Source organism: Pseudomonas sp. MDT2-39-1 (assembly GCF_054898085.1).
Map to the genome: position 1 here is coordinate 3,473,677 of NZ_CM142716.1, position 18,063 is coordinate 3,491,739.

The following is an 18,063-nucleotide window of genomic DNA, read 5'->3' on the forward strand; positions in this document are numbered from 1 at the left end:
AGACCCTGTGGGAGCGAGCCTGCTCGCGAAGGGGCCCTGTCATTCAGCATAAAATCCGCGGATCACCGAAAGAAAGGCACATCCCCCAGCACCGTCGCCCGTTGCATCACCCGCCGCGCCGGCCGGTAATCATCCACGGCGTAATGCTGTGTCACGCGGTTATCCCAGAACGCCACGTCATCCTTCTGCCAACACCAGCGAATGGTAAATTCCGGTCGCGTCGCATGAGCAAACAACAACTTCAGAATCACTTCGCTTTCGGTCTCCGACAGCTCATTGATCTTCGACGTGAAGCCTTCATTGACGAACAATGAGCGGCGCCCGCTCACGGGGTGTGTGCGGATCACCGGGTGTGACAACGGCGGATTCTTCCTGCGCGCCTCTTCCCACTGGGCCAACGCTTCAGGCGTGTTGCCATAACGTTCCAGCGGAAACGAGCGGGTGAAGTCGTGGGTAGCCGTCAACCCTTCGAGCAAGGTTTTCATCGGCGTGGACAACGCTTCATACGCCGCGATGCCGCTGGCCCACAGTGTGTCGCCACCGAACTCCGGCAGCAGCTTGGCGCTGAGTACTGCGCCCATGGCCGGGGTCGGCAGGAAGGTCACGTCGGTGTGCCAGATGGCGTTGTCGCGCACGTCGGTGACGGCGGTGTCGAGGATCAGCACTTCGGGCTGTTCCGGCACATTCGGGTAGATCGGGTGAATATGCAGGTCGCCGAAATTGGCGGCGAATCGCGCTTGTTGCTGTGGCTCGATTGGCTGCTCGCGGAAGAACAGCACCTGATACTTGAGCAATGCCTGCTCGATGGCGTCGCGATGTTCCAGGTTCAGCGGCTGGCTGATGTCGACGCCGCTGATTTGCGCGCCGAGGGCCGAGCTAAGGGGGACGATTGTCAGGATGCTCATGGTCTTTCTCTTCAATCCGGGGCGCCGACTGTGGGAGCGGGCTTGCTCGCGAAAGCGGTGTATCAGTCACATGGATATCGACTGACAGATTGCATTCGCGAGCAAGTCGAATCGTCTCACCGCCGCTCCCACATTAAAAATGTTTAGTGAGCCTGGCCATGCCACGGCACCAATTTACGTTGCAGGGCGCGCAAGCCCATCTCCATGGCGAAGGCGATCAACGCGATCACCAGAATCCCCAGCACCACCACATCGGTGACCAGGAACTGCGCGGCCGACTGCACCATGAAGCCCAGCCCGCTGGTGGCGGCGATCAATTCGGCGGCGACCAGCGTCGACCAACCCACACCCAAGCCAATGCGCACACCGGTCAAAATGTCCGGCAAGGCGCTGGGCAGAATCACGTGGCGAATCAACTGCGCCCGGGTTGCACCTAACGATTGCGCCGCGCGCAATTTGGCCGGGTCGACCGTGCGCACACCGGTGGCGGTAGCGATGGCAATCGGGGCGAAGATCGCGAGGTAGATCAGCAAAACTTTCGACAGCTCACCGATGCCGCACCAAATCACGATCAGCGGCAGATAAGCCAATGGAGGGATAGGGCGGTAAAACTCGATCAGCGGATCGAGAATGCCGCGAGCGATGCGGTTGTGGCCGATGGCGATGCCGACCGGCACGGCGGTCAGCACCGCGAAACCCAGACCCAAACCGATTCGGCTGAGACTCGCGCCCAAGTGCTGCCACAAGGTCGAATCCATGTAGCCGGTGGTCGCCAGCAGCCAGCCTTTTTGCAGCACGGCGGAGGGTGGTGGCAGGAACAGCGGTTCGATCATCCCCGTGGCGGTGACGGCCCACCAAACGACCACGAGCGCGACCAACGTCAGCACGCTGATCCACCGAGTGCTGAGGCTGCGACGTACCGGAATGACCACCGATTGGCCGTTGGTTTTTACCGTCGCGGCCGGAATTTCATAGCTGCTCATGCGCGCTCCTGCCGCTGGGCGGTGCTGCGTTGGGAGAACACTTTCGCGAGCACGTGTTCGCGGGTTTCGATAAAGCGCGGGTCGGACTTGATCGAGCGTGCCGACTCACCAGCGGCGTAACGCTGACCGAAATCCAGGCTCAGGCGCTCGACGATTTGCCCAGGGTTTGGCGCCAACAGAATCAGGTCAGTGGCGAGGAACACCGCTTCTTCAATGTCATGGGTAATCAGAAATACCGGCTTGGCGGTGCGCTGCCAGACTTGCAGCAGCAGCTCCTGCATTTGTTCACGGGTGAAAGCATCGAGGGCGCCGAAGGGTTCGTCCATCAGCAAAACCCGAGGGTCGGCTGCCAGGGCGCGGGCCAGACCGACACGCTGCTTCTGGCCGCCCGAGAGCTGCCAGATTCGGCGATTTTCAAAACCTGAAAGGTCCACCAGCGCGAGCATTTCCCGAGCACGGATTTCGCGTTTGTCCCGGGACACACCGGCCAGTTCCAGACCGAACCCGACGTTGGCCAACACGTCCTGCCAAGGCAGCAAGGCGTCGTCCTGGAACACCACGCCGCGTTCGGCGCTCGGGCCTTTGACCGGCACGCCGTCAAGGGTGATGCGCCCGGCGCTGGGCTCGACGAAACCGGCAATCAGGTTCAACAGCGAAGTCTTGCCACTGCCGGACGGGCCGAGGGCCACCAGCAACTGCTGGGGCCCAAGGCTCAGGGAAATATCCGTCAGTACCGGTTCCGGACTGCCGGGGTACTGTGCGCTGATGCGCTCCAGCTGTAGCAAAGCCATCGCAGTTAACTCCCGGTCAGTTGGTGATGTACTTGGCGCTGACGTAGGGGGCGTAATCCGGCAGCACGGCCTCGACCTTGCCTTGTTCCTTGAGGAACGCGGCGGTGTCGGTGATGGCCTTGGTGGTCGGCGCGCCGAGGGTGATCACCTGATCAGCCGCCAGCGGGTAGACGTTGCCTTGCAGCAACAACGGAATGTCGCTGGCCTTGGCGCCGGAGAGTTTCACCAGCTTGTCGACGTTGCTTTGGTTGGCGAGCCAGGCTTTCGGGTCTTTGCGGTAATCGGCGTAGGCACCTAGGGTCACTTTGGCGAACGCGGTGACGATTTCCGGGTGCTTCTCGGCGAAGTCTTTACGCACGATCCAGGCATCGAAGGTCGGCGCGCCGAACTTGGCCAGTTCGCCGGAGGTGATCAGCACTTTGCCGTTTTCCTTGGCCACACCGAGCGCTGGATCCCACACGTAAGTGGCGTCGATGTCACCGCGTTTCCACGCAGCGATGATCGCGGGCGGTGCGAGGTTGAGCACGGTGACTTTCGACGGGTCGATGTTCCAGTGTTTCAGCGCGGCCAGCAGGCTGTAGTGGCCGGTGGAAACGAACGGCACGGCGATTTTCTTGCCGATCAGGTCCTGCGGGGTCTTGATCCCGGAACCGTCGCGGGCGACCAGGGCTTCAGCGGCACCGATCTGCGTGGCGATGAGGAAGGTTTCAACCGGGACTTTGCGGGTGATCGCTGCTGTCAGAGGGCTGGAGCCGAGGTAGCCGATCTGCACGTCGCCGGAAGCGATGGCCGCGATGATGTCGGCGCCATTGTCGAATTTGCGCCAGTCGATCTTGGCGTTGGTGGCTTTTTCGTAGGCGCCGTCAGCCTGGGCGACTTTCGCCGGGTCAACGGTGGTCTGGTAGGCGACGGTCACGTCGGCCGCCTGGGCCAGGAAACTCGCCGCAGCCAGAGACGCGGCCGCCAGGAGGCGAAGAGGGAAATTCAGTTTCATTGGGAAGCTCCTTGTCAGGCGACCGAGAGTCGGCGTGAAAGGAGACTAAATGATCTAAGAATCCGAAAATAAATAACTTTTTCGAATGAGCTTATGAGCGGAAAATTCTAAGCAGGGGCTTTTGTGGCGAGGGGGCTTGCCCCCGTTCGGCTGCGAAGCAGTCGTAATTTGATCAACTCGGTTTATCGGAAAAATGCAGGGGACTGCTGCGCAGTCCAGCGGGGGCAAGCCCCCTCGCCACAGGGGACTTGTACTGGCAGGTTAGTTGCTGATCGCCAGAATGCTCGCCTGGTACGACCCGACAAACACATCGAAATCGCCGACTTCGTTCTGCTCCAGCTCCACTTGCTCAGCCAGCGAGGAACGCGCGCGTGCTTCAAACTTCGCCTGATCTTCGCCGCTCAACGGCTCACTGCGGAAAAACTCCGCATGCGCCTGGCTCTGACGCAGGGAGAACTGGGCAAAGCTCTCCTTGTGCGCGGCCATCGCTGCCAGCACTTGGGCCGACGGCGTCAGGGACGGGTCCTTGACCTTGGCCAGCTGCGCATCCAATGCCTTGCTGTGGGCATCGCCGCCGTGGCTTTGATCAAGCAGCGCCGCGAGGGGAGCTATTTTTTCCAGCAACTCGGCGGCCCATTCCTTCAGGTCGACCGGTTGACCGTCGCGCTGCAATTGCAGGCCCGGACGACGACCTTCCTTGACCACACTGAGGAAGTTTGAGGTCGCATTGCTGCACGAGGTATTGGTCAGCAGCGGGCTGTCGTTCAGCGCGCAATACAGGATGAACGCGTCGAGGAAGCGCGACTCCGGCAGGTCGATGCCCATCGGCAGGAACGGGTTGATGTCTAGGCAACGCACTTCGACGTACTGAATGCCGCGGGCCACCAGCGCCTGGATCGGCCGCTCACCGGTGTAAGTCACGCGTTTTGGACGGATGTTGGAGTAGTACTCGTTTTCGATCTGCAGGATGTTGGTGTTGAGCTGAACCCACTCACCGTCCTGGTGCGTACCGACTTCGACGTACGCCGGATACGGCGTGGCAACCGCTTTGCGCAGGCTGTCGGTGTAGCTGGTCAGATCGTTGTAGCACGGCGTCAGACCGGCCTGGGCGTTACTCTGGTAACCCAGATCGCTCATGCGCAGGCTGGTGGCGTACGGCAGGTACAACGTGTCCGGGTCCAGCTGTTCCAACTGATGCGAGCGACCGCGCAAGAACCCGGCGTCCAGCGCTGGCGAAGCACCGAACAGGTACATCAACAGCCAGCTGTAGCGACGGAAGTTACGGATCAGGGCGATGTAGGCCGACGACTGATAGTCGCGGTCGGTGCCGACAAAGCCTTCAGCCTCTTTAAGCAGCGGCCAGAGCTTTTCCGGCAGGGAAAAGTTGTAGTGGATCCCGGCGATGCACTGCATGGTCTTGCCGTAACGCAGGGCCAGGCCCTTGCGATAGACGTACTTGAGCTGACCGATGTTGGACGTGCCGTAATAGGCAATCGGGATGTCTTCCTCGGCCGGCAACGGGCACGGCATCGATGGACTCCACAGGTACTCATTGCCGAGCTTGCTGTAGGCAAAACGGTGAATGCTGTCCAGGCTCGCCAGGGTGTCTGCCGGATCGGGCAGGGCGGGCGTGATGAACTCCAGCAGCGACTCGGAATAGTCGGTGGTGATTTGTTCGTTGGTCAGCGCGGAACCCAATTCTTCGGGGTGCGGCGTTTGCGCCAGGCGCCCTTCGCCTGTCACGCGCAGGCATTCACGTTCGATGCCGTGAAGGCACTGTTCGAGCAGAGAGAGGTTAGCGCGCTCGCCGAGCAGAGCCAGGCGGCGGTTGAGAAGTTCGCTCAAGTTGGATTCCTTCACGCGTCAGTCGCCCCAATATGGGGGTGGGCAAGACGGTCTACAAGGGTGAAGTTAAAACTGGCGTTTTCGCCTGGTTTTGGATCGCACACGGCGGCTGGCAGCCAGCCAATGATTGATCGCCGCAATCCCCTGTGGGAGCGGGCTTGCTCGCGAAAGCGGTGGGTCAGGCAACATTAAAGTCATCTGACCCACCGCATTCGCGAGCAAGCCCGCTCCCACAGGGAACTCCGGCGCTGCGGTTACAGCGCCGAAATTAACTCAAATTGATGACCACTAGCTACAGGACAGCGAACGTGCCTTGTGCTTTTGCGACCAGTTTGTCGCCTTGCATCACGTCAGCTTCGACCACCAGCGTGCGGCGCCCCGGGTGAATCACCCGCGCCGTGCACATCACTTCACCGTCAGAAACGGCGCGAATGTAATTGATCTTGCATTCGATGGTCGCGCTCTGCTGGTCAAAGCCGTGGGTGCTGGAACACGCCAGCCCCATGGCAATGTCCACCAGACTGAACAAGGCCCCGCCGTGCAGCTTGCCGCCGCGATTACGCAGTTCTGGCTCAAGCGCCAGGGCGACTTGCGCCACCCCGGATTCCAGGCTGTGCAAGCGACACCCCAGCAGCTTGAAAAACGCGCTTTCGGTCAGCCCGGCAGGGAAGTCCATCAGCGTTTCTTCAACTGCTTGGCGTTGGCGAACAGCGAAGCCATGGCGTTGTTGGCCGGGGCCGCCGCCGTGGTTTCTTTACGCGGTGCGGTGTTCTGGGACTGGCGCGGAGCCGAACCCGGACGTGCACCACGGGCACCGTCGATTTTCTCGCCCGGGGTGTCGCTCATGCGCATCGACAGGCCAACGCGTTTGCGCGGAATGTCGATTTCCATGACTTTCACTTTCACCACGTCACCAGCCTTCACCGCTTCGCGCGGATCCTTGATGAACTTCTCCGAAAGCGCAGAGATGTGCACCAAACCGTCCTGATGCACTCCGATATCAACAAACGCGCCGAAGTTGGTCACGTTGGTGACGACGCCTTCGAGGATCATCCCCAGTTGCAGGTCCTTGAGCTCTTCGACGCCTTCCTGGAACTCGGCGGTCTTGAACTCCGGACGCGGGTCGCGGCCAGGTTTTTCCAGCTCTTGCAGGATGTCGGTGACCGTTGGCAGACCGAACGTTTCGTCGGTGTACTTCTTCGGGTCGAGACGCTTGAGGAAGCTCGCATCGCCGATCAGCGAGCGAATGTCGCGGTCGGTTTCAGCGGCGATGCGCTGTACCAGCGGATAGGCTTCCGGGTGAACCGCCGACGAATCCAGCGGGTTGTCGCCGTTCATGACGCGCAGGAAACCGGCCGCCTGTTCGAAGGTTTTTTCGCCCAGACGCGCGACTTTCTTCAGTGCCGCGCGGGTTTTGAACGCGCCGTGCTCGTCACGGTGGCTGACGATGTTCTGCGCCAGGGTCGCGTTGAGGCCGGAGATGCGGGCCAGCAGCGCCACGGAAGCGGTGTTGACGTCGACGCCCACGGCGTTCACGCAGTCTTCGACCACAGCGTCCAGGCCGCGCGCCAGTTTCAGCTGTGACACGTCGTGCTGGTACTGGCCGACACCGATGGATTTCGGATCGATCTTCACCAGCTCGGCCAATGGATCCTGCAGGCGGCGGGCAATCGACACCGCGCCACGGATCGACACGTCGAGGTCCGGGAATTCCTTGGAAGCCAGTTCCGATGCCGAGTAAACCGATGCACCAGCCTCGGAAACCATGACCTTGGTCATCTTCATCGCTGGGTATTTTTTGATCAGCTCAGCGGCGAGCTTGTCGGTTTCACGGCTGGCGGTGCCGTTGCCGATGGCGATCAGGTCCACCGCATGCTTGGCGCACAGGGCGGCGAGCACGGCGAGGGTCTGATCCCACTTGTTGTGCGGTACGTGCGGGTAAACCGTGGCGTGATCCAGCAGCTTGCCGGTGGAATCGACCACGGCGACCTTGCAACCGGTGCGCAGGCCCGGGTCGAGACCCAGCGTGGCGCGCGGGCCGGCCGGGGCCGACAGCAGCAGGTCGTGCAGGTTGTGGGCGAACACGTTGATCGCTTCGGTTTCCGCGCCATCGCGCAGTTCGCCCAGCAGGTCGGTTTCCAGGTGGGTGTAGAGCTTGACCTTCCAGGTCCAGCGCACCACTTCGCCCAGCCATTTGTCGGCAGCGCGATTCTGGTTCTGGATACCGAATTGCTGGCCGATCATGCCTTCGCACGGGTGCATGGTGCCTGGCAGCTCGTCGCCGACATTCAGCGCGGAACTCAGAATGCCTTCGTTGCGTCCGCGGAAAATGGCGAGCGCACGGTGCGACGGCATGCTTTTCAGCGGTTCGTCGTGTTCGAAGTAGTCGCGGAATTTGGCGCCTTCCTCTTCCTTACCGGCGATGACGCGGGCACTGAGGGTCGCTTCCTGCTTGAGGTAGCTGCGCAGTTTGTCCAGCAAACCGGCGTCTTCGGCGAAGCGTTCCATCAGGATGTATTTGGCGCCTTCGAGGGCGGCCTTCACATCTGCCACGCCTTTTTCAGCGTTTATGAAGCGTGCGGCTTCAGCGTCCGGCGTCAGGCTCGGGTCGTTGAACAGGCCGTCGGCCAGCTCGCCGAGGCCGGCTTCCAGGGCGATCTGGCCCTTGGTGCGACGCTTCTGCTTGTACGGCAGGTACAAGTCTTCGAGGCGGGTCTTGGTGTCGGCGAGTTTGATGTCGCGTTCGAGTTGCGGGGTCAGCTTGCCTTGCTCTTCGATGCTGGCAAGGATGCTGATGCGCCGTTCGTCGAGTTCTCGCAGGTAGCGCAGACGTTCTTCCAGATGACGCAACTGAATGTCATCGAGGCTGCCGGTCACTTCTTTCCGGTAGCGGGCGATGAAGGGAACGGTAGAGCCTTCATCGAGTAGCGCGACGGCCGCTTCGACCTGTTGTGGGCGTACACCGAGTTCCTCGGCGATGCGGCTGTTGATGCTGTCCATAAAACCACCTGACAAATTGTGAAAGCAGGCTCGCAGGCGCAGAGATAAAGGCTCGGCGAGTCTGGTTGAGCGGCCTGGCGTGCGCCGCTACCTGGATCAACAGGTATCCCGTTGACCCGTGAAATCGAACAATGACTGCCGGCACCATGAAAATAAAAAGCGGCCACCTGCAGCCATGATCAGACGTTGCCTGACACAAAAGGCCGCGCATTATAACCAGCGTTCTATCATTCAGGGGCATCACTGGCGGTAGCGCGAAGGCCGGATTTCTGGCGGTGAAGGAAAAATCTGCTAACAATGCACACGGTGCGTATAACGGCAGCTACGCCATAATGCGCGCCGAGATCAAAGGAGCATCTAATGAGCAGCACTGCAAACAATGCTGAAGGCGAAAAAATTCTTATTGTTGACGACGATCCGGGGCTGAGCAGCCTGCTGGAACGTTTTTTCGTCAGCAAGGGCTACCGTGCCCGCGCCGTGCCGAACACCGAACAAATGGATCGCCTGCTGGCCCGTGAAGTGTTCAACCTGGTCGTTCTCGACCTGATGCTGCCCGGCGAAGACGGTCTGACCGCCTGCCGCCGCCTGCGCACGGCGAACAATCAGATCCCGATCATCATGCTGACCGCCAAGGGCGATGAACTGAGTCGCATCAAGGGCCTGGAACTGGGCGCCGACGATTACCTGGCCAAGCCCTTCAACCCGGATGAGCTGATGGCCCGTGTCAAAGCGGTCCTGCGCCGTCAGTCGACGCCGGTGCCGGGCGCACCGGGCAGCGAAGACGAAAGCGTGACCTTCGGTGACTACGAGCTGTCCCTGGCCACCCGCGAACTCAAGCGCGGTGACGAAGTGCACATGCTCACCACCGGTGAGTTCGCGGTGCTCAAGGCCTTGGTCATGAACGCGCGTCAGCCGCTGACTCGCGACAAACTGATGAACCTGGCCCGTGGCCGAGAATGGGATGCCCTGGAGCGTTCCATCGACGTGCAGATCTCCCGTCTGCGCCGGATGATCGAACCCGATCCATCCAAACCGCGTTACATCCAGACGGTCTGGGGCGTGGGTTACGTGTTTGTTCCGGATGGCGCCGCCACCAAGTGATCGGCGATTTGTAGGAGCGGGTCTTGCGCACGATTGTTCGCAGACTCGCGATCCGCAATATGCGAGCATCGCTCGCTCCTGCAAGTGTGTAGCGGTTATTCATGAAAACCCCCGTTTGGTTCCCCCAGAGTTTCTTCTCCCGCACCCTGTGGCTGGTGCTGATCGTCGTCCTGTTCTCCAAGGCACTGACCCTGGTTTATCTGTTGATGAACGAAGACGTGCTGGTGGACCGCCAATACAGCCACGGCGTCGCCCTGACGCTGCGTGCCTATTGGGCTGCCGATGAAAAAAACCGTGAAAAAATTGCTGATGCCGCGACCCTGATCCGGGTAGTGGGCGCGGGTGTGCCGGAAGGTGAGCAACACTGGCCTTACAGCGAGATTTATCAGCGGCAGATGCAGGCCGAACTGGGTGCCGACACTGAAGTTCGATTGCGCATGCACTCGCCGCCGGCCCTGTGGGTTCGGGCGCCTAGCCTGGGCGATGGCTGGCTGAAAGTGCCGCTCTATCCGCATCCGTTGCGCGGCCAGAAAATCTGGAACGTGCTCGGCTGGTTCCTCGCTATCGGCCTGCTGTCCACCGCATCGGCGTGGATCTTCGTCAGCCAGCTCAATCAACCGTTGAAACGTCTGGTCTATGCCGCAAGGCAACTCGGCCAGGGGCGTAGCATACGTCTGCCGATCAGCGACACACCGAGCGAGATGACCGAGGTGTACCGGGCTTTCAACCAGATGGCGGAAGACGTTGAGCAGGCGGGTCGCGAGCGCGAGCTGATGCTGGCCGGGGTGTCACACGACCTGCGTACGCCTTTGACCCGTCTGCGGTTGTCCCTGGAGTTGATGGGCGACCACAACGACCTGACCGACGCGATGGTGCGCGACATCGAAGACATGGACGCAATCCTCGACCAGTTCCTGGCGTTTATTCGCGATGGTCGTGACGAGTCTGTCGAGGAAGTGGACCTGAGCGACCTGGTGCGTGAAGTCGCTGCGCCGTACAACCAGAACGAAGAAAAAGTGCGGCTGCGCCTGGAACCGATCCAGCCGTTTCCCCTGCGTCGGGTGTCGATGAAGCGGCTGCTGAACAATTTGATCGGTAACGCTTTGCATCACGCTGGCAGCGGGGTTGAGGTGGCGGCTTATGTGTCTGGCGATACCAGCGCGCCGTATGTGGTGCTGAGCGTCATGGACCGTGGGGCGGGGATTGATCCTTCTGAATTGGAAGCGATCTTCAACCCTTTCACTCGGGGTGATCGTGCTCGGGGCGGGAAGGGGACAGGGTTGGGCCTGGCGATCGTGAAGCGGATTGCTTCGATGCATGGCGGGAATGTTGAGTTGCGCAATCGGTCGGGTGGCGGGCTTGAGGCTCGGGTGCGGTTGCCGCTTGGGTTGATGCTTCCTCGGGATGCGGTTTAAGAGCTGGCATTTTTGGTGGAGCTGATGGCCCCTTCGCGAGCAAGCCCGCTCCCACATTTGATCTGCTGTGAACACAAAATCTGTGTCCGACACGACCCAGTGTGGGAGCGGCGCTGCGACGATTCGACTTGCTCGCGAAGGCGCCCTCCCTGCCGCCACATGATTCCGGAGTTAACCCTTGCCTTTGGTCCGAGTCATATTCGGCCCGCCATTCTTCTCAAGATGATCAATGATGATCCCCGCCACGTTCTTTCCGGTGGTGGTCTCAATCCCTTCCAGCCCTGGCGACGAGTTCACTTCCATCACCAGCGGCCCGTGATTGGAACGCAGGATATCCACACCCGCCACCGCCAACCCCATGACCTTCGCTGCACGCAACGCGGTCATGCGTTCTTCCGGGGTGATCTTGATCAGGCTAGCGCTGCCACCCCGATGCAGGTTGGAGCGGAACTCACCAGGCTTGGCCTGGCGCTTCATCGCCGCGATCACTTTGTCACCGACCACGAAGCAGCGAATGTCCGCGCCACCGGCTTCCTTGATGTATTCCTGAACCATGATGTTCTGCTTCAGGCCCATGAAGGCTTCAATCACCGACTCTGCCGCCGTCGCCGTTTCACACAACACCACACCGATGCCTTGCGTACCTTCCAGCACCTTGATCACCAGCGGTGCGCCGTTGACCATGTCGATCAAGTCGGGAATGTCATCCGGGGAGTGCGCAAACCCGGTCACCGGCAAACCGATCCCCCGGCGCGACAACAGTTGCAGCGACCGCAACTTGTCCCGCGAACGGGCGATGGCCACCGATTCGTTGAGCGGGAAAACCCCCATCATTTCGAACTGGCGCAACACCGCGCAGCCATAAAATGTCACAGACGCACCGATCCGCGGGATCACCGCGTCGAAACCCTCCAGCGGCTTGCCGCGGTAGTGGATCTGCGGCTTGTGGCTGGCAATGTTCATATAGGCGCGCAGGGTGTCGATCACCACCATTTCATGGCCACGCTCGGTACCGGCTTCGACCAGACGACGAGTGGAATACAGACGCGGGTTCCGCGACAGCACAGCGATCTTCATGCAACACCTGTGGAAGAGGTAGATACCGGGAACACCGGCTTGTCTTGTACATATTTGATGCCCGGATTGACCACCAGTTGGCCGTCGATCAGGGCTTTGGAACCGAGGAGCAGGCGATAACGCATGGACTTGCGGCAGGCGAGGGTGAATTCGACCCGCCATACCCGATCACCCAGGGCCAGTGTAGTGCTGACCACGTAACGCATCTGCGCGTGACCGTTGGAGCTTTTAATGGTTTTGCGCGTCACCAGTGGCGCCTCACAGCGTCGATGACGCAACTGCACCACCGTGCCCAGGTGCGCGGTGAAGCGCACCCAGCTTTCACCGTCGCGCTCGAACGGCTCGATGTCGGTGGCATGCAGGCTTGAGGTACTGGCACCGGTATCGATTTTTGCGCGCAGGCCCGCGACTCCCAAATCCGGGAGCGCCACCCACTCGCGCAGACCGATAACGGTCAAATGGTCAAATGTCTTCAATAGGAAAAAACCGGCGATTAACGCGTCCAGGCCTCAGGCGTTACCTGGGCCAGCGCTTTGAATGCAGGCTTGGCGAACCAGTAACCCTGCATCAGAAATATTCCACAGTCCGCCAGGAAATCCCGTTCTCCGGCGCTTTCGATGCCTTCGGCGATGACTGTAACGTTCAACTCCGCACAGATTGTGACAATCCCTCGAACGATAGCCTGACGAACACGATCGCGGTCGACATCGCGGATCAGTGCCATGTCGAGTTTGATCAGGTCCGGTTGGAAATCAGCCAGCAGATTGAGCCCCGAGTAGCCCGCGCCGAAATCGTCGATAGCGGTCTTGAAGCCGAATTCGCGGTATTCACGCAGAATATTAGTCAAATGGCGATAGTTATCTACGTGCTGGCTTTCCAGTGTTTCGAAAATCAGACGGTTGATCGGGAAATTGTGTTTTTTCGCGGCCTCCAGGGTGCTGCGAATGCATAGCTCCGGGCGGTACACGGCGTTGGGCATGAAGTTGATCGACAAGTGTGTCTGCATGTTTAGATTGGCCGCACCCTCAATCGCTCGCATCCGGCAGAGCTGGTCGAAACGGTAGCGGTTCTTCTCGTTGACCTGGTCGAGCACCGACAGCGCACCTTCCCCGGCAATGCCGCGTACCAACGCTTCATGAGCAAAAATCGACCGGTCACGCAGATCGACGATCGGTTGGTAGGCAAAAGAAAAATCGAAGCCCAGCGGCTCGCTTTGCTGACAGCCTTGGCAACCGCCCTGCGGCGAGGTCAATGAAGACGGGAATATAGTCACTCGATCACTCCATGCCGGTGAGCCGGCCAAGATCACAGTCTATCCGGAGGGCCGAGTTCTTGCGCCCGACAGAAACGGTAGTACAGTTCCGACTATTGGTTGAAAGAGGAATTCATATGGCACAAAAACAGGAAGAGGACGACAAGGTCCGTCTCGATAAGTGGTTGTGGGCTGCGCGTTTTTATAAAACACGTGCCTTGGCCAAGGCGGCGATTGAAAGCGGCAAGGTGCATTGCCGGGGTGAACGCTGCAAACCGGGCAAGGAGCCGAGGGTCGGCGACGAATTTCAGATTCGTACAGGGTTCGAGGAGCGCACGGTGGTGGTTCAGGCGCTATCGATTGTGCGCCGCGGCGCGCCAGAGGCTCAGGCCTTGTATGCGGAAACCGATGCCAGCGTCGCCAAGCGCGAAGCGGCCGCGGCCATGCGCAAGGCGGGTGCGTTGGGCGTGAGCACCGATGGCAAACCGAGCAAGAAACAGCGGCGGGATTTGTTCAAGTTTCGTGGCAGTAGCAACGACGAATGAGGATGTTGCTTCTGTGTCGTCTGGGCTGACGCTATCGCGAGCAGGCTCGCTCCCACAGGTATTGCGCAGTCCTTTGTGGGAGTGAGCCTGCTCGCGATCGAGTGCGCAGCACTCGCCGGCAGCACCACAGAATCAACCGCTACTCACCACACTCATCCGCACCCCCGCCCTACACATCGAACGGGCGCTGACTTGCAATCACCCAGATGTGTAGCCATATCGGGTAACTAGCCCGCGGCGCATTCAGCAGCTGAAATAGCCACTCGTCGAAAATCGCACACAGCATCTGACCTGTAGGCCATAACCAAAAGGCCAGCAGCGTCAGAGGCACAAAATTGCTAGAACCAACCGGCGCAAGTTCCACCTTGCTTGGAACTAACCCGGATTGTTCATAAAATGCCTCCCATGGCTGAACATCGCGCACCCAGTGGGGTGCTGCAAAGGCGCAATTTTCACGTTTTGTAACCTTTTGTCATTACTTCAGAACCCAGACCTATGACCGATCTACCGGATACCGACTACACCCAACGCTTCATCTTCGATGACAGCGACACCCGCGGCGAGCTGGTTTCGTTGGAACGGAGTTACGCCGAAGTCCTCGCCAAACACCCGTATCCGGAGCCGGTCGCGCAATTGCTCGGTGAGCTGATGGCAGCCGCGTCGTTGTTGGTCGGCACCCTGAAGTTCGACGGCTTGCTGATTCTTCAGGCCCGTTCCGAGGGCCCGATTCCGCTGCTGATGATCGAATGCTCCAGTGAGCGCGAAATCCGTGGTCTGGCCCGTTATGAAGCCGACCGGATTGCCCCCGACGCGACGCTTGCCGACCTGATGCCCAACGGCGTGCTGGCGTTGACCATCGACCCGACACAAGGCCAGCGTTACCAAGGTATTGTCGATCTGGATGGCGAAACCCTATCGGAGTGCTTCACTAATTACTTCGTCATGTCGCAACAAGTCGGCACCCGTTTCTGGCTGTACGCCGATGGCCGTCGCGCCCGTGGCCTGTTGCTGCAGCAACTGCCTGCCGATCGTTTGAAAGACGAGGAAGAGCGCGCCGCCAGCTGGCAGCACATCACCGCGCTGGGTGGGACGCTGACCGCCGACGAATTGCTGAGCCTGGACAACGAAACCGTGCTCCATCGCCTCTACCACGAGGAGCAGGTGCGTCTGTTCGACGTGCAGAAACTGCGTTTCCGTTGCAGTTGCTCGCGAGAACGTTCGGGTAATGCTCTGGTCAGTCTGGGTATGGAAGACGCGCAAGCGCTGGTCATCGAGCACGGCGGCAACATCGAGATCGATTGTCAATTCTGTAACCAGCGTTACCTGTTTGATGCGGCCGATATCAGCCAATTGTTCGCTGGCGCGGGGGTCGATACGCCGTCAGATACCCGGCACTAAACCGGTTCAGCGCAGGTAAATTCACTGCTCAGCGCCGGAATAACGCCGTTCTGACGGGAGGGCCCTACTATTTTTGGGCTTTTCTGGCATAATCCGGCCCACTTTTTTCGCGGTAGTAGTGCACGACTTTCTACTACAAAACGTTTGGAGCACTCGGCCACTGGCCGACGGGGAACCTCATGACGCAAGCCAATAACGCCGTGTACACCGATCTGAGTGTTGATGATCTGGTTAAAGAAGCCCTGAATCGCGGTGAAGGCGAGCTTGCCGACACTGGCGCGCTGGTTGTTCGCACCGGTCACCGTACCGGCCGCTCGCCAGTCGATCGTTTTATCGTTGAAGAGCCGTCCACTCAGGCCGCCATTGCCTGGGGCCCGATCAACCGCAAGTTCCCGGCCGACAAGTTCGATGCCCTGTGGGACCGCGTCGAGGCCTTCAACAACGCGCAAGAGCATTTCGTTTCCCACGTCCATGTAGGTGCGTCTGCCGATCACTACCTGGCCGTGAAAATGACCACGCAGACTGCCTGGCAGAACCTGTTCGGTCGTTGCCTGTTCATCAACCCGGCCCAGTACAACCCGGCTGGCCGTGAAGAGTGGCAGGTGCTCAACGTCGCCAACTTCGAATGCGTTCCAGAGCGTGACGGCACCAACTCCGATGGTTGTGTGATCCTCAACTTCGCTCAGAAGAAAGTGCTGATCGCCGGCATGCGCTACGCCGGTGAAATGAAAAAAGCCATGTTCTCGGTGCAAAACTTCCTGCTGCCGGCCGCCGACGTGCTGCCAATGCACTGCGCAGCCAACATCGGTGAAGAGGGCGACGTGACCCTGTTCTTCGGTCTGTCCGGCACCGGTAAAACCACCCTGTCCGCCGACGAAAGCCGTTACCTGATCGGTGACGACGAACACGGTTGGGGCGAAGGCGTTGTCTTCAACATCGAAGGCGGTTGCTATGCCAAGTGCATCGACCTGTCCGAGAAGAACGAGCCAGTCATCTGGAAAGCCATCAAGCACGGCGCAGTCCTGGAAAACGTCGTTATCGATGACGCCAAGCACGCCGATTACACTGATGTCAGCCTGACCCAGAACAGCCGCGCCGCGTACCCGCTGGAGCACGTTGCCAAGCGTTCCGAGAAAAACCTCGGTGGCGAGCCAAACGCTGTGATCTTCCTGACCTGCGACCTGACCGGCGTACTGCCGCCCGTGTCGATCCTCAGCGAAGAACAAGCGGCCTACCACTTCCTGTCCGGCTACACCGCACTGGTGGGCTCGACCGAAATGGGTTCCGGCAGCGGCATCAAATCGACCTTCTCCACCTGCTTCGGCGCACCGTTCTTCCCGCGTCCGGCTGGCGTATACGCTGAGCTGCTGATCAAGCGCATCCGCGGCTTCGGCTCCAAGGTCTACCTGGTCAACACCGGCTGGACCGGCGGCGGCTACGGCGTTGGTAAGCGTTTCAACATTCCGACCACTCGTGGCGTGATCGCAGCGATCCAGAGCGGCGCGTTGATCGGTGCTGAAACCGAGCACCTCGACACCATCAACCTGGACGTGCCGTTGGTTGTGCCGGGCGTTGAGACTGGCCTGTTGAACCCGCGCAACACCTGGGCTGACAAGGCTGCTTATGATGAAGCTGCCAAGGCATTGGCCGGGTTGTTTGTTGAGAACTTCAAGAAGTTTGAAGTGAGCGACGCGATCAAGGCTGCTGGGCCTAAGTTGTAAGGCTTGGATTTAGTGAATGAAAAAGCCGCCCTTTGAGGGCGGCTTTTTTGTGGGCGTTCGGGTCAGGTTTTCAGGTGTAAAACGAACGCGCCGACCAAGACCAAAACCACGCCAAGCCCCTGTGTTTTCGCCAGCCTCTCCTTGAAGAACACGTATCCCAGAATCGCCGCAATTCCTCCGGACAGCGTGCTGATCACGGTCACCACGGAAACCGATCCCGCCACCGCGCCCCAGGCAAATGAAGAGAACCCACCGAGGTTCATCAGACTGGCACCTGTTAACGTCATGCAGTTTTTCAACGGCGGAATTTTCAAGCCATCCTTGATCTTCAACACCATGACAACCAGCACGATCAGCCCGATCAGATAGGCCAGCCAAAGCATCGTCACCGGACCCAGCACCGGCAGAACGAAGCGGCCTTGCAGCCAAAAACTGGTGCCATAAAAAACAGCCGCCAACAGCGCATAGGCAATCGAACTGCTGGCCTGAGTGGTGTGTGGAAGTTTCGAGTCAGAGTGGATGCTGGAAAGGACAACTCCGACCACGCACAGCGCGATGCACAGCAACTGGACCAGGCTGATCTGTTCACCGCCCGCCCAGGACAGCAACGTGGTGACCACACCGTAAGACGTTACCAGCGGCGCCACAATAGAGGCCTTGCCGAGGGCGAACGCCTTGGACAAGGCCAGGGCACCGGACACGGTCAACACAGCGGCGACAATGCCGATCAGCCAGACATCGAGCGATGCCGACATCGATTTGAGAATGAAGGCAGGAAAAGCGATCAGCAACAGGCTCATGATGCTGAAGCCCAGCGCCTGACCGAAATACACCGCGCGCTTGACGCCGACCGCGCGGGCGTTCAAACCCACCAGAAAATCCGTGCCGCCCCAAAGCAAGGCAGCGAGCAAACCCATCAATACGTCCACGCTATGTCCTTTTAGGTGTGTTTGGGGAGCGCATCGTAACCTTGGGTTGGAAGTGGCGATAGCTGGTGAAATCGAGGAGAGCGGTTTCCCAGTATTAAATCCTCGCA

16 protein-coding genes and 1 pseudogene are annotated in these 18,063 nt (G+C 59.8%); 5 read left to right on the plus strand and 12 right to left on the minus strand.

The window, feature by feature from the left end; translation table 11 throughout:
* Positions 1–62: 62 nt before the first annotated feature.
* The 7 genes from tauD to ACYZTM_RS16535 all read right to left on the minus strand — a co-directional run bounded on the left by tauD (position 63) and on the right by ACYZTM_RS16535 (position 8,518).
* Positions 63–905 carry a taurine dioxygenase gene (gene tauD, locus ACYZTM_RS16505; protein WP_461983497.1) on the minus strand — a complete coding sequence of 281 codons (843 nt, stop codon included), beginning with the start codon at positions 903–905 and terminating at the stop codon, positions 63–65.
* A 143-nt stretch (positions 906–1,048) separates the two neighbouring features.
* On the minus strand, positions 1,049–1,888 hold the full coding sequence (gene tauC / locus ACYZTM_RS16510; protein ID WP_131060560.1) for a taurine ABC transporter permease TauC: 840 nt from the start codon (positions 1,886–1,888) through the stop codon (positions 1,049–1,051).
* Positions 1,885–2,679, minus strand: coding sequence for a taurine ABC transporter ATP-binding subunit (tauB, locus tag ACYZTM_RS16515; RefSeq protein ID WP_461983500.1), 795 nt, complete (start codon positions 2,677–2,679; stop codon positions 1,885–1,887). The genes tauC and tauB overlap by 4 nt, the downstream gene beginning before the upstream one ends.
* Positions 2,680–2,695: 16 nt before the next feature.
* Positions 2,696–3,673: a taurine ABC transporter substrate-binding protein gene (tauA, locus tag ACYZTM_RS16520; protein ID WP_461983502.1), complete on the minus strand. Its 978-nt coding sequence runs from the start codon at positions 3,671–3,673 to the stop codon at positions 2,696–2,698.
* Between the two features lie 261 nt (positions 3,674–3,934).
* Complete coding sequence (gene gshA / locus ACYZTM_RS16525) at positions 3,935–5,518, minus strand: glutamate--cysteine ligase (RefSeq protein ID WP_461983504.1); 1,584 nt, start codon at positions 5,516–5,518, stop codon at positions 3,935–3,937.
* Between the two features lie 292 nt (positions 5,519–5,810).
* Positions 5,811–6,194 (minus strand): PaaI family thioesterase, encoded by a 384-nt coding sequence (locus tag ACYZTM_RS16530; RefSeq protein WP_461983506.1) that lies wholly within the window; start codon positions 6,192–6,194, stop codon positions 5,811–5,813.
* Positions 6,194–8,518, minus strand: a complete 2,325-nt coding sequence (locus ACYZTM_RS16535; RefSeq protein ID WP_461983508.1) for a Tex family protein — start codon at positions 8,516–8,518, stop codon at positions 6,194–6,196. The genes ACYZTM_RS16530 and ACYZTM_RS16535 overlap by 1 nt, the downstream gene beginning before the upstream one ends.
* Positions 8,519–8,878: 360 nt before the next feature.
* Here ACYZTM_RS16535 and ompR point away from each other — a divergent pair, with 360 nt between their 5' ends.
* Entirely contained in the window at positions 8,879–9,619 is a 741-nt protein-coding gene (gene ompR / locus ACYZTM_RS16540; RefSeq protein WP_010464774.1) for an osmolarity response regulator transcription factor OmpR, read from the plus strand.
* A 101-nt stretch (positions 9,620–9,720) separates the two neighbouring features.
* Positions 9,721–11,034, plus strand: coding sequence for an ATP-binding protein (locus ACYZTM_RS16545; RefSeq protein WP_461956631.1), 1,314 nt, complete (start codon positions 9,721–9,723; stop codon positions 11,032–11,034).
* A gap of 171 nt (positions 11,035–11,205) precedes the next feature.
* Here the strand turns inward: ACYZTM_RS16545 and rimK are convergent, their stop codons facing one another.
* From rimK to rimA, 3 genes are read right to left on the minus strand one after another with little or no spacing between them, the layout of a single operon-like run.
* Entirely contained in the window at positions 11,206–12,111 is a 906-nt protein-coding gene (gene rimK / locus ACYZTM_RS16550; RefSeq protein ID WP_092274955.1) for a 30S ribosomal protein S6--L-glutamate ligase, read from the minus strand.
* Entirely contained in the window at positions 12,108–12,587 is a 480-nt protein-coding gene (rimB, locus tag ACYZTM_RS16555) for a retropepsin-like aspartic endopeptidase RimB (RefSeq protein WP_010464766.1), read from the minus strand. Before rimB ends, rimK begins: the two co-directional genes overlap by 4 nt.
* A 17-nt stretch (positions 12,588–12,604) precedes the next feature.
* Positions 12,605–13,384, minus strand: coding sequence for a S6 modification regulatory phosphodiesterase RimA (rimA, locus tag ACYZTM_RS16560; RefSeq protein WP_461983511.1), 780 nt, complete (start codon positions 13,382–13,384; stop codon positions 12,605–12,607).
* A 116-nt stretch (positions 13,385–13,500) separates the two neighbouring features.
* On the opposite strand from rimA, the gene ACYZTM_RS16565 reads away from it, so the two are divergent.
* A complete protein-coding gene (locus tag ACYZTM_RS16565; protein WP_461983513.1) occupies positions 13,501–13,908 on the plus strand; it encodes an RNA-binding S4 domain-containing protein in 408 nt (135 codons plus the stop codon).
* Between the two features lie 172 nt (positions 13,909–14,080).
* Here ACYZTM_RS16565 and ACYZTM_RS16570 read toward each other — a convergent pair.
* Positions 14,081–14,265 (minus strand): annotated as a pseudogene (locus ACYZTM_RS16570) (phosphatase PAP2 family protein); the annotation flags it as partial.
* A gap of 138 nt (positions 14,266–14,403) precedes the next feature.
* On the opposite strand from ACYZTM_RS16570, the gene hslO reads away from it, so the two are divergent.
* Together hslO and ACYZTM_RS16580 are read left to right on the plus strand one after the other, a co-directional pair.
* A complete protein-coding gene (gene hslO / locus ACYZTM_RS16575; RefSeq protein ID WP_461983515.1) occupies positions 14,404–15,306 on the plus strand; it encodes an Hsp33 family molecular chaperone HslO in 903 nt (300 codons plus the stop codon).
* 179 nt (positions 15,307–15,485) lie between these two features.
* Positions 15,486–17,027 (plus strand): phosphoenolpyruvate carboxykinase, encoded by a 1,542-nt coding sequence (locus tag ACYZTM_RS16580; RefSeq protein ID WP_461983517.1) that lies wholly within the window; start codon positions 15,486–15,488, stop codon positions 17,025–17,027.
* A 62-nt stretch (positions 17,028–17,089) separates the two neighbouring features.
* Here the strand turns inward: ACYZTM_RS16580 and ACYZTM_RS16585 are convergent, their stop codons facing one another.
* Positions 17,090–17,944: an EamA family transporter gene (locus ACYZTM_RS16585; protein WP_461989145.1), complete on the minus strand. Its 855-nt coding sequence runs from the start codon at positions 17,942–17,944 to the stop codon at positions 17,090–17,092.
* Positions 17,945–18,063: the final 119 nt, after the last annotated feature.

What these genes read in the sequence shown, in the direction of transcription:
- ACYZTM_RS16585 (WP_461989145.1), bottom strand. Translation starts at nt 17,944, where the DNA reads ATGGGTTTGCTCGCTGCCTTGCTTTGGGGCGGCACGGATTTTCTGGTG.
- ACYZTM_RS16545 (WP_461956631.1), top strand. Translation starts at nt 9,721, where the DNA reads ATGAAAACCCCCGTTTGGTTCCCCCAGAGTTTCTTCTCCCGCACCCTG.
- ACYZTM_RS16565 (WP_461983513.1), top strand. Translation starts at nt 13,501, where the DNA reads ATGGCACAAAAACAGGAAGAGGACGACAAGGTCCGTCTCGATAAGTGG.
- ACYZTM_RS16535 (WP_461983508.1), bottom strand. Translation starts at nt 8,518, where the DNA reads ATGGACAGCATCAACAGCCGCATCGCCGAGGAACTCGGTGTACGCCCA.
- hslO (WP_461983515.1), top strand. Translation starts at nt 14,404, where the DNA reads ATGACCGATCTACCGGATACCGACTACACCCAACGCTTCATCTTCGAT.
- ACYZTM_RS16530 (WP_461983506.1), bottom strand. Translation starts at nt 6,194, where the DNA reads ATGGACTTCCCTGCCGGGCTGACCGAAAGCGCGTTTTTCAAGCTGCTG.
- ompR (WP_010464774.1), top strand. Translation starts at nt 8,879, where the DNA reads ATGAGCAGCACTGCAAACAATGCTGAAGGCGAAAAAATTCTTATTGTT.
- tauD (WP_461983497.1), bottom strand. Translation starts at nt 905, where the DNA reads ATGAGCATCCTGACAATCGTCCCCCTTAGCTCGGCCCTCGGCGCGCAA.
- rimK (WP_092274955.1), bottom strand. Translation starts at nt 12,111, where the DNA reads ATGAAGATCGCTGTGCTGTCGCGGAACCCGCGTCTGTATTCCACTCGT.
- tauC (WP_131060560.1), bottom strand. Translation starts at nt 1,888, where the DNA reads ATGAGCAGCTATGAAATTCCGGCCGCGACGGTAAAAACCAACGGCCAA.
- tauA (WP_461983502.1), bottom strand. Translation starts at nt 3,673, where the DNA reads ATGAAACTGAATTTCCCTCTTCGCCTCCTGGCGGCCGCGTCTCTGGCT.
- tauB (WP_461983500.1), bottom strand. Translation starts at nt 2,679, where the DNA reads ATGGCTTTGCTACAGCTGGAGCGCATCAGCGCACAGTACCCCGGCAGT.
- ACYZTM_RS16580 (WP_461983517.1), top strand. Translation starts at nt 15,486, where the DNA reads ATGACGCAAGCCAATAACGCCGTGTACACCGATCTGAGTGTTGATGAT.